This is a genomic window from Chryseobacterium sp. R2A-55 (assembly GCF_021401085.1).
Taxonomy (GTDB): Bacteria; Bacteroidota; Bacteroidia; order Flavobacteriales; family Weeksellaceae; genus Kaistella.
Genome location: NZ_JACBFP010000001.1, coordinates 11995 through 26768, shown reverse-complemented (window position 1 = coordinate 26768; position 14774 = coordinate 11995). Strand labels below are relative to the sequence as shown.

The 14774-nt window shown below is 41.7% G+C and carries 12 protein-coding genes; 10 read left to right on the top strand and 2 right to left on the bottom strand.

Going from position 1 to position 14774, the window contains the following annotated elements:
- Window positions 1-2: 2 nt before the first annotated feature.
- The gene (locus L0951_RS00090) at window positions 3-1511 is read right to left on the bottom strand and encodes a glycoside hydrolase family 28 protein (RefSeq protein WP_234108427.1); all 1509 of its coding nucleotides are present in this window, start codon (window positions 1509-1511) and stop codon (window positions 3-5) included.
- Window positions 1512-1963: 452 nt separating this feature from the next.
- Here L0951_RS00090 and kduI point away from each other — a divergent pair, with 452 nt between their 5' ends.
- The 9 genes from kduI (at window position 1964) to L0951_RS00045 (ending at window position 12028) form a co-directional block, all read left to right on the top strand.
- Window positions 1964-2806 carry a 5-dehydro-4-deoxy-D-glucuronate isomerase gene (gene kduI, locus L0951_RS00085; protein WP_410685684.1) on the top strand — a complete coding sequence of 281 codons (843 nt, stop codon included), beginning with the start codon at window positions 1964-1966 and terminating at the stop codon, window positions 2804-2806.
- Between the two features lies 1 nt (window position 2807).
- On the top strand, window positions 2808-3593 hold the full coding sequence (locus L0951_RS00080) for a gluconate 5-dehydrogenase (RefSeq protein ID WP_234108420.1): 786 nt from the start codon (window positions 2808-2810) through the stop codon (window positions 3591-3593).
- Window positions 3594-3605: 12 nt separating this feature from the next.
- A complete protein-coding gene (uxaC, locus tag L0951_RS00075) occupies window positions 3606-5006 on the top strand; it encodes a glucuronate isomerase (RefSeq protein ID WP_234108417.1) in 1401 nt (466 codons plus the stop codon).
- Between the two features lie 23 nt (window positions 5007-5029).
- The gene (locus L0951_RS00070; protein ID WP_234108413.1) at window positions 5030-6070 is read left to right on the top strand and encodes a sugar kinase; all 1041 of its coding nucleotides are present in this window, start codon (window positions 5030-5032) and stop codon (window positions 6068-6070) included.
- Complete coding sequence (locus L0951_RS00065) at window positions 6070-6522, top strand: YhcH/YjgK/YiaL family protein (RefSeq protein ID WP_234108411.1); 453 nt, start codon at window positions 6070-6072, stop codon at window positions 6520-6522. The genes L0951_RS00070 and L0951_RS00065 overlap by 1 nt, the downstream gene beginning before the upstream one ends.
- A gap of 64 nt (window positions 6523-6586) precedes the next feature.
- Complete coding sequence (locus L0951_RS00060; protein ID WP_234108409.1) at window positions 6587-7252, top strand: bifunctional 4-hydroxy-2-oxoglutarate aldolase/2-dehydro-3-deoxy-phosphogluconate aldolase; 666 nt, start codon at window positions 6587-6589, stop codon at window positions 7250-7252.
- A 50-nt stretch (window positions 7253-7302) separates the two neighbouring features.
- Entirely contained in the window at window positions 7303-8817 is a 1515-nt protein-coding gene (locus L0951_RS00055) for an MFS transporter (protein ID WP_410685681.1), read from the top strand.
- Between the two features lie 79 nt (window positions 8818-8896).
- Entirely contained in the window at window positions 8897-10366 is a 1470-nt protein-coding gene (locus tag L0951_RS00050; protein ID WP_234108405.1) for a tagaturonate reductase, read from the top strand.
- A 51-nt stretch (window positions 10367-10417) separates the two neighbouring features.
- Entirely contained in the window at window positions 10418-12028 is a 1611-nt protein-coding gene (locus L0951_RS00045) for a UxaA family hydrolase (protein WP_234108404.1), read from the top strand.
- Window positions 12029-12100: 72 nt separating this feature from the next.
- Here L0951_RS00045 and L0951_RS00040 read toward each other — a convergent pair whose 3' ends face one another.
- On the bottom strand, window positions 12101-13111 hold the full coding sequence (locus L0951_RS00040; protein WP_234108403.1) for a LacI family DNA-binding transcriptional regulator: 1011 nt from the start codon (window positions 13109-13111) through the stop codon (window positions 12101-12103).
- A 184-nt stretch (window positions 13112-13295) separates the two neighbouring features.
- Here L0951_RS00040 and L0951_RS00035 point away from each other — a divergent pair, with 184 nt between their 5' ends.
- Window positions 13296-14771: a glycoside hydrolase family 28 protein gene (locus tag L0951_RS00035; RefSeq protein WP_234108402.1), complete on the top strand. Its 1476-nt coding sequence runs from the start codon at window positions 13296-13298 to the stop codon at window positions 14769-14771.
- Window positions 14772-14774: the final 3 nt, after the last annotated feature.

Sequence of the window (14774 nt, the reverse complement as noted above, 5' to 3'; positions counted from 1 at the left end):
TCTTAATTGACCGGCTTTTCATCCAGCAAAATATTTGTTGTATTTTTCAAATCAAATAATTTCGCAGTTGCAATGATCTTTGTATTTTTCATCGAAATATTTTCAGCATTTTCTGCGATAAATCCGTTGGTGGCAGTGATGTTTACGTTGTCAAAAAACAGATCATGAATCGGAGCGTTTTCTAAACCGGTCAAACTGATTGCGGTTTCTGCACCAGTACAGACAATATTCTTCAAGTAGAAATACGAATAATCCGGAATCTTTTCGCCCCTGGTTAAATTGTCATTTGATTTGCCGACTTGCTTGTTTTCATAGATTGATGATAGGTAAATCGCCTCGTTCACAATATTTGCCATCTTGATATTTTCAATGTAAATATTCGATACTTTTCCGCCGATTCCCTCATTGCTTTTCACCCGGATTCCGATATCGGTTCCATCAAAAGTGCAGTCGGTCACGAAGATGTTTTTCATGCCGCCATCGGTATTTGAGCCGATTGAGAATCCGCCATGTGCGTTATATACAGTGTTTTTCGCAATAATGATATTTTCAAGCTGCACGTCGTTTTCATTCTTTTTGCCGCTGCTTTTCATGCAGATTCCATCATCACCAACATCCACGGTGCAACCATAAACAAGGACGTTTTTGGAGCCGCTGATGTCTATTCCATCGGTATTCTGCCCCCATTTTGGATTCAGTACTTTCAGGTTATTCAGAATGACGCCATCAGATTGCGAAATATAGACCGTCAATTTTGGAGAATTTTGAATGGTGATTCCGCTCATCTGAAGATTTTTACAGTTGATCAGATTCATCAGATAAGGCCTCTGGAAATCCCTGGTTTTCAGGAAATCATCGGCGGATGCATTTTGTTTCTTTTTGAGGTCATTGAGGATTCTGTCACCATTCATCGCATTTTGAGACGGCCACCAAACTTTTTTGTCGTCACTTAAGGTGCCGGTTTTGATCAAATCGTTCCAGAATTCTGCGGTTACTTTTGATTTTTTCACAGGTCTCCAAGAGTCCCCACCGCCGTCAATGATTCCCTCGCCGGTAATGGTTATATTTTTGACGTTTTTAGCATAAATTGGCGACATCACGAAATAGTCCGTTCCGGCAGAATTTTTCGCAAGCATGGGATATTTCGTGCGGTCTTTCGTGAACTGCAGCACAGCGCCTTTATTGATCTGGATGGTGATGTCGCTTTTCAGTTCGATCGGGCCCAAAAGCCAGATTCCTGCAGGAACGGAAATCACGGTATTTCCTTTGGCTGAACCTTCGTCGATGGCTTTTTGGAATGCTTCCGTATTAATTGTTTTCCCATCTGCAACTGCTCCATAATCCTTCACGGAGATTGTTTTCTGCGATAAAGAAGACTTTGCGGGTTGCGGAAGTTCTACTTTAAAGGGTGCTTTGTCAACATAGGTTTGCCATTCCGGAACCTGTGAGTTAATCGATTGCAAAAAAAAAGTAAACACTATTGCAGTTAATGTGGATTTCTGAAGGTTCATTCTAGGTAAATTTGGATTTTGAGAAAGGAATTATGAAGCAAAATTAGCTATTTTTTGATAGTGGAGATAAGTTTAATTTAAATTTAATTCAATTTCTGCTCCACTAAATTGGAAATGATTCTTTATGATATAGTTCTTTTCGATTTCAAACTTTAAGATTTAGGGCAATATATTATGAAATATAATGCCTAAACCAATGGGTAAAATTGAAATTGTGCAAAAAATTGCAATACGCCACCATCTTCGGTGAAAAGGTTTTTGGATTTCTGCAATTTTTTCAAAGTAATAAAGGCGTTATGAATTTCCTTAGATTCGAATTTGTTCCTGTCAAGATTTTGATTGACAAGATATTAATATTTGGAACGGGATAAGAGAATTCAAAAAATCAAAAATAGTATTGGTCATTGATAAAAATTATATATCTTTGTGTAATCGATTACAAATAAAATTTAATGAAGATGAATTACAGTTTTAGATACGCAGCAAATCCCAATGATGTAAAAAGTTACGATACCGAAAAACTCAGAAGTGAATTTCTCATCGAAACTCTTTTTACTCAGGATGAGGTAAACCTCGTTTATTCCATGTATGACCGACTGATAGTAGGTGGAGTAATGCCTGTGAATGAAAAGGTTTCCCTGGAAACGATTCCTTATTTGAAATCGGAGAATTTCCTTGACCGGCGTGAAGTAGGAATTGTAAATGTGGGCGGAAAAGGCGTGGTTTTGGTTGATGGTGAAATCTTTGAACTCGATAAGAAAGAAGCGCTGTATGTGGGGAAAGGAGTGAAAGAAGTTGTTTTCAGCAGTAAAGACTCTTCAAGTCCCGCTTTGTTTTATTTGAATTCCGCACCGGCTCACGAAGTTTTCCCCACCAAAAAAATTGGTAAGGAAAACGCTATCGTCATCGAACTTGGTGATCAGAATAACGCCAATAAGCGGATCCTCAATAAACTGATCGTAAACGAACTGGTGCAAACCAACCAGCTGCAAATGGGATTAACCGAACTTCTTCCCGGAAATGTTTGGAACACCATGCCTGCGCACACGCATTCCCGAAGAATGGAAGCGTATTTCTATTTCGATTTGCAGGAAGGTCAGACGATTTCTCATTTTATGGGTGAACCGCAGCAAACCCGACATATTTTTATGCAAAATAATCAAGCCGTGCTTTCACCGGAATGGTCCATTCACAGCGGGGCGGGAACTTCGAATTATTCCTTTATCTGGGGAATGGCAGGTGAAAACCTCGATTACGGCGATATGGATATTTGCACACCAAACGAATTGAAATAGGATGGAACTGTTCTCACTTAAAAATAAGACGGCGGTTATCACCGGAGGAACCCACGGTTTGGGAATGGCGATGGCGGAAGGACTTGCAAAAGCCGGTGCCAAACTGGTCATTACCGGAACCACCCCGCAGAAAATGCAGGATGCGCTTGTTTACTACCATTCCAAAGGTTATGATGCAAAAGGCTATCTTTTCGATGTGACCAATGAAGCTGATGCAGCCAAATTTGTTGCCCAAATTACCGAAGAAACCGGCGGAATCCATGTTTTGGTGAACAACGCCGGAATCATCAAAAGGGAATTGGCGCTCACCATGCCGGTCTCTGATTTTAGAAAAGTGGTGGATGTGGATTTGGTGGGACCTTTTATTATGTCGCAACTTGTTGTGAAGCAAATGATTGAAAGAGGTTCTGGAAAAATCATCAATATTTGTTCAATGATGAGCGAGCTTGGCAGAAATTCCGTTTCGGCGTACGCCGCCGCGAAAGGGGGATTGAAAATGCTGACACAAAACCTCGCCACAGAATGGGCGAAATACAATATTCAAGTCAATGGAATTGGTCCCGGCTACTTCGCGACCTCGCAAACTGAGCCGATTCGTGTTGACGGAAATCCTTTCAACGAATTTATCATCAGCAGAACTCCTGCCGGAAGATGGGGAAATCCCGAAGATTTGGAGGGAACTGCCGTATTCCTTGCTTCCAAGGCAAGTGATTTTGTGAACGGACAAGTAATTTATGTGGATGGCGGAATCCTCGCCACCATAGGAAAGCCTTCCAACGAAGATTAATAAAAATCAAAAATGGCAACAAATTTTATTCACGACAATTTTCTTTTAGAAAACAAATTTGCGGAAGAACTGTTTCACAACTATTCCAGGAATCAACCAATAATCGATTACCATAATCACCTTTCGCCTCAGTTGATCGCCGATAACCATGTTTTCGCCAATCTGACGGATGTCTGGATTAAAGGCGACCACTACAAGTGGCGTGCAATGCGAACTTTGGGAATCAATGAAAGTTTTATTACCGGAACGGCTTCCGACAAAGAAAAGTTTCTGCAATGGGGGAAAACGGTTCCTTATACCTTAAGGAATCCGCTTTATCATTGGACTCATTTGGAATTGGCAAGGTATTTTGACATATACGAATTGCTCAATGAAAATTCTGCTGAAAAGATCTATGAAGAAGCCACGGCAAAACTCAATTCACCCGAATACAGCACCCAAAACCTTTTGAGGAAAGTAAATGCCGAATTGGTGTGTACTACCGAAGATCCAACCGATAACTTGGAGCACCACAAAAAGTTGGCCTCAAGTGATTTTGAAATCAAGATGAGCACCGCGTGGAGACCGGATAAGGTGATCTTGATTGAGAATGAGTCTTATAATGATTATCTCAATGCTTTGTCGCAGGTTGCGGAAACAGATATTATTACTTATAATGATTTATTGGAAGCATTGAACAAAAGGCTCAAATTCTTTCACGAAAACGGATGCCGGCTTTCAGACCACGGTTTGGACCAGATTTATTTTGAGGATTTCACCGAAAGCGAAATCGAAAAAATATTTAAAAATAGGAGGGAAGGTCAAACAATTTCAAAAGAAGAAGCGCTGAAATTCCAAACTGCAATCCTGATTTTCCTTGCCGAAAAATACCACGAATTGGGATGGGTTCAGCAATTCCATTTAGGTGCATTGAGAAACAATAATGCCAGAATGCACCGTATTTTGGGACCCGATACAGGATGGGATTCCATCGGGGATTTTTCTCAGGCGGAAAAGCTTTCCAGATTTTTGAACCGCCTGGATTCCAATGATACACTCACCAAAACCATTATCTATAACCTGAATCCGGCAGATAACGAAGTTTTTGCGACGATGATCGGAAACTTTAATGACGGAAGTGTGAAAGGTAAAGTTCAGCTCGGTTCCGGTTGGTGGTTCCTGGACCAAAAAGATGGGATGACCAAACAGTTGAACGCCCTTTCAAATATGGGACTGCTGAGTTGCTTCATCGGTATGCTGACCGATTCCCGGAGTTTCCTTTCCTTCCCGCGACACGAATATTTCAGAAGATTGCTCTGCAACATTTTGGGTGAGGAAATGCAGCGCGGCGAAATTCCTCAGGACGTAGAATTGGTGGGGAAAATGGTTTCGGATATCAGTTATCATAACGCAAAAGAATATTTCAACTTTTAATTAAAACAAAAAAATTATAACGAATGAGCAGAGTAGTAACTTTCGGGGAAATTATGTTAAGACTTGCACCGCAAGGTTTTTTGAGGTTTTCTCAGGCTGATAATTTTGACGTCGTTTACGGCGGTGGAGAATCGAATGTGGCCGTTTCTTTGGCGAATTATGGGATTCCGGTGGATTTCGTGACCCGTTTGCCGAAGAACGATATCGGGCAATGTGCGATGATGGAGATGAGGAAAAGAGGAGTCGGAGTTGACAAAATCGTTTGGGGAGGTGACCGTTTAGGAATCTATTTCCTTGAAACCGGCGCGGTTTCCCGTGGAAGTAAAGTAGTTTATGACCGTGCTCATTCTGCAATGGCGGAAATTCAGCCGGGAATGGTGGATTGGGATAAAGTTTTCGAAGGTGCGGAATGGTTTCATTGGACCGGAATCACTCCTGCAATTTCCCAAAGTTCTGCCGATGTTTGCCTGGAAGCTGTGAAAGCGGCAAGCGCAAAAGGACTGACGATTTCTACCGACTTGAATTACCGTGCTAAATTGTGGAAATACGGTGGAGACCGAGAAAAAATAATGACGGAATTAACTTCCTATTGCGATGTGATTTTAGGTAACGAAGAAGATGCTGAAATGCATTTTGGAATCAAACCCGAAGGATTGGATGTTACCAAACACGGCCACGATGTGAAGGCGGAAGCATTCCTTTCCGTTTGCCAGCAGATGATGCAGAAGTTTCCAAGAGCGAAAAAGGTCATCACTACTTTGAGGGGATCCATTTCGGCTTCGCACAATACTTGGGCCGGAGTTTTATATGACGGCACCAAAATGTTTGAAACCCGTCAATACCAAATCACCGATATTGTGGACAGAGTTGGAGGTGGTGACAGCTTTATGGGCGGTCTGATTTACGGATTGCTTACCTGGGAAAATGACGACCAAAAAGCACTCGATTTCGCAGTGGCGGCTTCTTGTCTGAAACACACCATTAAAGGTGATGCCAATTTGGTGACCGTGGATGAAGTGATGAAACTAATGGGAGGCGATGCTTCCGGAAGAGTAGCAAGATAATGATTATCGGTTCACTACAAAACGCAGGGAAATTTTTCTCGTTGCATCCTTTGTTTTCAAAGGCATTCCAGTTTCTGGAAGACCATGATTTGATGACTTTGCCCGATGGAAGCATTGAAATTGAAGATGGATTAAAGGCAATTGTAAGTCAGAAAAACGGAAAAACCAAAGAAGAAAGTCTCCAAAAATTTGAGTGTCATGATGCCCAAATCGATATTCAGGTTTGTGTGAAAGGAAAGGAAACCATCGGATGGAAACCGCGTGAAAAATGCTTTTCGCCAAAAGGAGCATATGATTCCGCGAAAGATGTTACTTTTTTCAAGGATGAACCGGATACCTATTTTGACTTGACGGATAACCAATTTGTTATTCTCTTTCCGGAAGATGTACACGCACCGATGATTGGTGATTATGAAATCAGGAAGATTGTATTTAAAGTTAAGATCTCATGATTCACAGTGGAAGTCAGCGTTCGCATTCTGTTCACTTATTCGAAGTTAAAAATAAAATATAAAAATGAGCAATATTCAAAAAGTTTCCGAGGCAATAGTAGCACAGGGAATTTTACCTTTGTATTTCAACCCCGATGAACATGTAACCATTGAGGTTCTAAAGACCATCTACAGAGCGGGAATCCGTGCCGTGGAATATACAAACCGTGGTGAAGCCGCCTTGAGAAACTTCAAAAAAATGGTGGAATCCCGGAATTCCGAAATGCCCGACTTGCTTCTGGGAATCGGTACCATCAAAAACCTTCAACAGGCGAAAGACTTTGTGGAAGCAGGAGCGGATTTCTTTATCAGTCCCGGTTTCGTTCCGGAAGTGGCTGATTTTTTAATCCGGCAAGATAAATTCTATAGTCCGGGTTGTATGACGCCTACAGAAATTATCGCTGCAGAAAATGCGGGAGTGACCTTTATCAAACTTTTTCCGGGGAATTTATTAGGACCCTCGTTTTTGAGCGGGATCAAGGACATTTTCCCGAATCTGCTTTTCATGCCGACAGGAGGTGTGGATACCACCAGAGAAAATATCGAAGGCTGGTTCAAAGCCGGAGTTTCGGCTGTGGGAATGGGAAGCAAGCTCATCAGCAAAAAACTGATGGGCGAACAGAATTATGCCGAAATAGAATCTGAAACAAGAAAGGTTTTGGAGATCGTGCAGGCAGTTAAAAAAGCATAATTTTTTAAAATCAAAAGCCCAAATATATGAATCAGGTAACAACATCAAAAATGACAAATTTCAGGTGGTCCATCTGTGTTTTGCTGTTTTTTGCCACCACTGTTAATTATCTTGACCGGCAAGTGCTTTCCTTAACCTGGAAAGATTATATGCAGCCCGAGTTTCACTGGGATAATAATGATTACGGCAACATCACGGCGTTGTTCTCGATTTTTTATGCAGTCAGTATGCTTTTCGCGGGCAAATTCATCGACTGGATGGATACCAAAAAAGGCTTTCTTTGGGCGATCTTTATTTGGTCGATTGGTGCGGTCCTTCACGCTTTTTGTGGAATTGCAACTTCCGGCATCCTTACGGGAAACTGGATCGTAGGTTTTGAAGGTGCTAAAGAACATATTGGCACCGTAAAAAATGTTTCAAGAGTAATCAATGTAAGTGTTACACTTTTCATTTTTGCAAGATTAATTCTTGCCATCGGTGAAGCGGGGAATTTTCCGGCGGCCATCAAGGCGACTGCGGAATATTTCCCTAAAAAAGACCGTGCTTTTGCCACGAGTATTTTCAATGCGGGAGCAACTGTTGGTGCTTTAGCGGCACCGCTTTCTATTCCGTTCATCGCAAAAGCGTTTGGTTGGGAAATGGCCTTTATCATCATTGGTGCGCTTGGTTTTGTTTGGATGGGATTCTGGATTTTTTATTACAAAAAACCTGAAGTTCACCCAAAAGTAAATCCCGAGGAGCTCAGTTATATCCAGCAGGATGTGGAGGACGCACCTGAAAAACTCAATGCCGAAGGCGAAGATGTTGGAAAGAAATTCACTTTGGCGCAAAGCTTCAAATACAGGCAAACCTGGGCATTCGCATTCGGAAAATTCATGACTGATGGTGTGTGGTGGTTCTATCTTTTCTGGACACCGGCTTACCTAAGTTCAGTGTATGGAATGGACAGTACTGAAAGTGCAATTCCGCTCTTCGTTCTGTACGTCATCACTTTACTTTCGATTATTGGAGGTTGGCTGCCAAAAGTTTTCGTTGAAAAATTCGGCATGAATCCTTATGCGGGCAGAATGCGTGCCATGTTGATTTTCGCGTTTTTCCCTTTGCTCGCACTTTTCGCGCAATCCGGCGGAAAAATTTCCTACTGGATTCCTGTGCTGATTATTGGTATTGCGGGAGCGGCACATCAAGCATGGTCTGCCAATATTTTCTCCACCGTGGGAGATATGTTCCCTAAAAAAGCCATCGCTACCATCACCGGAATTGGTGGAATGGCGGGAGGAATCGGTTCATTTCTGATCAATAAAAGTTCCGGAAAACTGTTCGATTTTGCACATAAAAACTGGACCACCATTGACGGTGTTCCTTTGCTGCAAAAGTTTCCACAGTTCAACACCGAGAGGATTCCAGATGACTTCTTTACCAAACTTAGGGAATCAGGAGCCATAATTTCAGACGGAATCAATACAGGCTATATGATTATTTTTTCGGTTTGTGCCGTGGCGTATCTCATAGCCTGGTTCGTAATGAAGGCATTGGTGCCCAAATATAAAGTAATCAGCGATTAACTTACGGTCAATAATACTTAATAATTTAGAATTAACAATTAGACAAAATCAGCATTGATTTTAAAATTTACAATCCGAAATGGAAACAGCGACAAATACAAAAATTCAGTTAAACCGTAAAGATTTTGGCAGCGGAAAGATTTTACCAATCAAAATCCTTCAATTCGGGGAGGGAAATTTCCTCAGAGCATTCGTAGATTATGCGTTCCATCAACTGAATCAAAAGTTGGATTATAATGCGGGAGTTGCAGCTGTGCAGCCACTTCCGGGAGGAGTAGTGGAGTTGCTGGACGAACAGGATGCCATGTACACCGTCTTCTTAAATGGTGTGAAAAATGGTCATAAAATTCAGGAAATTCATTTGGTTGATAATATCGTGAAAACCATTAATCCGTATAAAGACTTCCAGGCGCTTTTGGACGTTGCGAAATTGGATTCTTTGGAGTTTATCATTTCGAATACTACAGAAGCCGGGATTGAGTTGGTGGAGACAGACGTGCTTTCCGAAGATTGCCCAAAATCCTATCCTGCGAAAGTTGCAGCGGTTTTATACGAAAGATTCAAACATTTTAAGGGTGACAAAGACAAAGGTTTGACCATCATTCCCTGCGAACTGATCAATTATAATGCAGATACTTTGAAGGAAATTCTGCTGAAATTCTGCGATTTATGGAATTTGGAGACTGAATTTGCAGCTTGGATTAATGACGCATGTACTTTCCATAATACTTTGGTGGATAGAATCGTTCCGGGTTATCCAAGAGAAGAGGCGGAATCATTTGGTCAGAGAATAGATTACCATGACAAATTCATGGTGGCGGCAGAACCGTTTTTCCTATGGGTAATTGAAGGTGATGAAAAGTTGAAGCAAAAATTACCTTTTGACAAAATTGGACTTGACGTGAAAATCGTTTCAGACATGCAGCCGTACCGAAATAGAAAAGTGAGGATCCTGAACGGAATCCATACCGCAATGGTGCCGTTTTCGATTATGTACGGAAATGAAACCGTGCAGGAAACGGTGGAAAATCCTTTCACCATGGATTTTGTTTCCAAGATTGCTTTCGATGAGATTGTACCGACTTTGGATATGGACAAAACAGAATTGCGGAACTTCACTGAGGAAGTTCTGGATCGCTTCAGAAATCCGTTTATCCGTCACCTTTTGTCAGATATCGCTTTGAATTCAGTTTCAAAATTTAAAGTCCGCGTACTGCCGACGATTTTGGAATATTTTGAGCAAAATGGAAAACTGCCCCACCGTTTGGTGTTCGGTTTTGCCTGTCTGATTCGTTTTTATGGCAAAGATTGGAATGGCAAAAAACTCCCGGTGAAAGATTCTGCAGATATTTTAGAAGCGATGAACAAAGCCTGGTCGAATTCGGATCTGAATGAAACCGTGAAAGAAGTTTTGGCGAAGGAAGAATTCTGGGGACAGGATTTGAACAAAGTAGATGGATTGCGGGAAGCGATTGTTGATGCCATCCAGAAGGTCAATGAAAAGGGAATTGAAAACGGGTACGAAGCCTATATTAAACATTTCGGTTAAATTTTAAACAACGAGTGATTGCGGTAAACCCCACTCAAAATTTAGTAAATAATGGAAAATAAACTTATAAAAGTAAATCCAAGCGACAATGTGCTGGTTGCTTTAGCTGATATAAAATCTGGGGAAACTCACCATTTTAACGGAAAAGATTTCGTTGCCATGACCGATGTGAACGCCAAGCACAAAATGGCTGAACACGATTTTGCGGTGGGTGATCCGATTGTGATGTACGGCGTTTTGGTGGGAAAGGCAAATCTCCCTATTAAAAAAGGCGAAGTTCTGACTACAGAAAATGTGAAGCACCAAAGCGAAAAAGCAACAAAGAAAACGGGCGACCTTGGCTGGGATATCCCCAACGTTGACCGATGGAAAGACAAAACCTTCATGGGATATCACCGTGCAGATGGACAGGTTGGGGTGAAAAACGTGTGGATGTTTTTCCCGCTGGTTTTCTGCGAAAATAAGAATGTGGAAAAACTGGAAGCAGTCTTTAAGGAACTGATGCCGAAAGAAGAGGATCCGCATACCAGATATCTTCGCTCTTTGCTGGGCGGTCCCGTTGAAGAGGAACCGAAAAAAAATCGAGACGAAAATTATCTTGACAACGTCGAACTGAAATTTCTTCGCCACGAAGGGGGTTGTGGAGGAATCAGACAGGATTCAGATCTTCTGGCAAAACTTTTCGCTGGCTATGTTAATAATCCCAATGTAGCTGGAGCAACGGTTTTGAGCCTGGGTTGCCAGAATCTTCAGGTAGAGATTTTTAAAAACGCTTTGAGCGAAATGAATCCAAACCTCGGTAAGGAAGTGCTTACTTTCGAGCAGCAGGAAATTGGAACCACAGATGAAATGATGCAGCTGATCATAAGGGATTCCCTTGAAGCCATCAAACGTGCCAATAAAATTGAAAGAAAACCGGCGCCGGTTTCCAAATTGACCATCGGTTTAGAGTGTGGTGGTTCAGACGGATTCTCAGGAATTTCAGCGAACCCTGCATTGGGAGTAGTTTCTGATATTTTTGCAGCATTGGGCGGAAAAACAATTTTAGCGGAATTTCCCGAATTGTGCGGAGTGGAGCAGGAACTGATGAATCGCTGCGTAGATGCTGAAAAAGCTGATAAATTTATTGGCTTGATGCAGGATTTCGAGAAATCGGTAGTTGCAGCAGGTTCGGGTTTCGACATGAATCCTAGTCCGGGAAATATCAAAGACGGATTGATTACTGATGCCATGAAATCTGCAGGTGCCGCTAAAAAAGGCGGAACTTCACCGGTGGTAGATGTGCTGGATTACGGCGAATATGTTTCAAGAGCCGGGCTCAATTTGCTGAACACTCCGGGAAATGATGCCGAATGTACAACCGGATTGGTGGGTTCTGGAGCATCGATAGTTTTGTTTACCACTGGTTTGGGAAATCCGATGGGAAACCCAATTGCTCCGGTTGTGAAGATTTCTTCCAATACAGGCGTTTCCGAGAGAATGTCAGATATCATAGACGTCAATGCCGGAACCGTGATTACCGGTGAGAAAACCATTCAGGAAGTCGGCGAAGAAATTGTGGATTACATCATCGATTTGGCTAGTGGAAAAGTGAAAACCAAAGCCGATGAACTGAAACAGGATGTTTTCATCCCGTGGAAAAGGGGAGGAGTTTCTTTGTAAAGTGCGATCGCTGTAGCGATTGGGACTAAATCGAAATTAATAGAATCCGTTCAATATTTTGGACGGATTTTCTTATCTCGTAGATTTCCTCAAAATCAGCTTCGGTTCCAGAACCACTTTCTTCTGGATGTTCTTATTTTCAGGATTGGTTTCCTGATTCAGATAAACTCTTGCGGCGGTTCTTCCCATTTCCAGAGGAAATTGGTCCACTGTACTGATAGAGAGTTCCAGGAATTCGGTGAAAGGTTCGTTGGCAAAACCTATGACTGAGACTTCTTCCGGAACTTTTATATTTCTTGCCTGCAATTCCTGGATCGCGCCCAATGCCACAAAGTCGGAAGCGGAGAAGATCGCGTCAGGTTTTTCCGGCAAATTAAATAAGAGGTCTATCGCCCTTTTCCCTTCTTCGATGCTTGAGTTTGTTTTTAGTACATATTCTTTTCGGTAATCGATATGGTGATCTTCCAACGCTTGCTGGTATCCCCTGTGTCGTTCTCTGAAGATTTCAAGCTCGATCGGTCCCGAAACGATGTGCGCAATTCTTTTGCAACCGGTATCAATTAAATGTTTGGTCGCCAAATAGCCTCCGGTAAAATCGTCGATGGTTACAGAACTTACATGATCCATGATTTTTCGGCGGTCAAAGAAAATGAGCGGGATTTTGGCATCCAAAATTTTCTGCAGAGCCTTTGAGCTTTTACTGGAAGAGGAGATGAAAATAGCATCAACGTGTGAATCGATCAGCGTTTCAATGTTTTTTGCTTCCATGGCCTCATCATTATGACTTTGAGTGATGATGATGTTGAACCCTTTTGCATTCAGTTCTTCCTCCAATCCGCGGATGACCGAACCAAAGAAATTGGTATTGATTCTGGGAACAATGACCCCGATATAGTTGCTCCGGCCACTCTTCAAAGCCAATGCCAGTTTATTTTGCTTGTAATTCATCTCATGAGCGGCTTCCAAAACCATCTTTCTGGTTTTTTCGCTGATGTTCTGGTTTCCGTTCAGTGCTCGGGAAACTGTTGCTGCAGTGATGTTGAGTTTCTTTGCGATGTCGTAAATGGTAACTTTACCGTTCATAAAAATTGATTTTTTTTTCTTTGTACCGTCAAAATGTAACAGAATGTAATTTTTTATCGGCGCAAATCCCTTTATTGAAGCACTATGAGATAAATCACTTTGTAAATTTAGACAAATTTTCAGTTTAATGATGCAAAGTAACAAAATATTTATATATATTTGTAATCGATTGCATTAATTATTTATGAATACACGTAATTTCTTTTCCGGAAGCGAAGCAGCGAATTGGTTAAAAATAGCTTACTCCTTTATCACAATGGTTTTGCTGATGAATTGCAGTTCTAAAAAATCAACAGAAACTGCAGAAAATTTTCAGGAATCCTTCCCAATGGAAAGAATGCTGAAAATAGAAAAATCGATTACAGAACCCAAATTCCGCAATGCGACCTACAATATTGTAGATTTCGGAGCAATAGCGGACGGGAAAACGGTGGCGACCTTAAGCATTAAGAAAGCAATCGAGAAATGTTCAAAAGAAGGAGGCGGAAAAGTATTGGTTCCCAACGGAAAGTTCCTCACGGGTCCGATTCATTTGGATAACAATGTGAACCTGCATTTGGAGGAAGGTGCGGAATTGTTGTTCAGCACCAATCCTGATGACTTCTATCCTTTAGTTCACACCTCATTCGAAGGACTTCAGCTGATGAACTATTCTCCCTTAATCTATGCGAAAGGAAAAAAGAATATCGCGGTTACGGGTAAGGGAACTTTGAACGGACAAGCGAGTACGGACAACTGGTGGACCTGGAAAGGAAGTGCGAATTATGGTTTCGTGAAAGGAATGCCAAGTCAGCTGGATCAAAATAATCTTCCGGCGTTAATGGAAATGGCGGACAAAAATGTTCCGGTAGATCAAAGGATTTTCGGAAACGGAAGATATCTGCGTCCGAACTTCATCGAGCCATTTGAATGTGAGAATGTTTTGATTCAGGGGGTGAAGATCGTGAACGCACCTTTTTGGATTATTCATCCTATGTTGAGCAAGAACGTCATCGTGGATGGAGTAAACATTCAGAGCCATGGTCCTAATAATGATGGCTGTGATCCCGAATATTCGCAAAATGTCTTAATCAAAAATTCTATTTTCAATACCGGAGACGACTGTATCGCCATCAAAGCGGGGCGTGATGAGGAGGGAAGAAGAGTTGGGATAATGACTGAAAATATCATCGTGAGAGATTGCAAAATGGTTGACGGACACGGTGGAGTAGTCATCGGGAGTGAAATGTCTGCGGGGGTGAAAAACGTTTTTGTGTACAATAATTTTATGGATTCACCCGAATTGGACCGGGCGATCCGTCTGAAAACCAATAAAGTGAGAGGCGGATCGGTGGACGGGCTTTTCGTGAAAAACATTACCGTGGGTGAAGTGAAAGAAGCGGTTTTGCATATTACCATGGATTATAAAGACTATTCGCAAAGAGTAGGAAATGCCATTCCACAGATCAGAAATATTTTGATGGAAAATATCAGCGTGAAAAACGGCGGGAAATATGCCATTTTCGCAGAAGGTTTGGAAGAATCGAAAATTCAGAATGTTATTTTCAAAAATGTAACGATTGATCAGGTGAAAAGTAATTTCAAGGTGAAAAATGTGGAGCATCTGAAATTGATTAACACCACCATCAACGGCGTAAAAACCGAATATCATCAGAACTAAAAA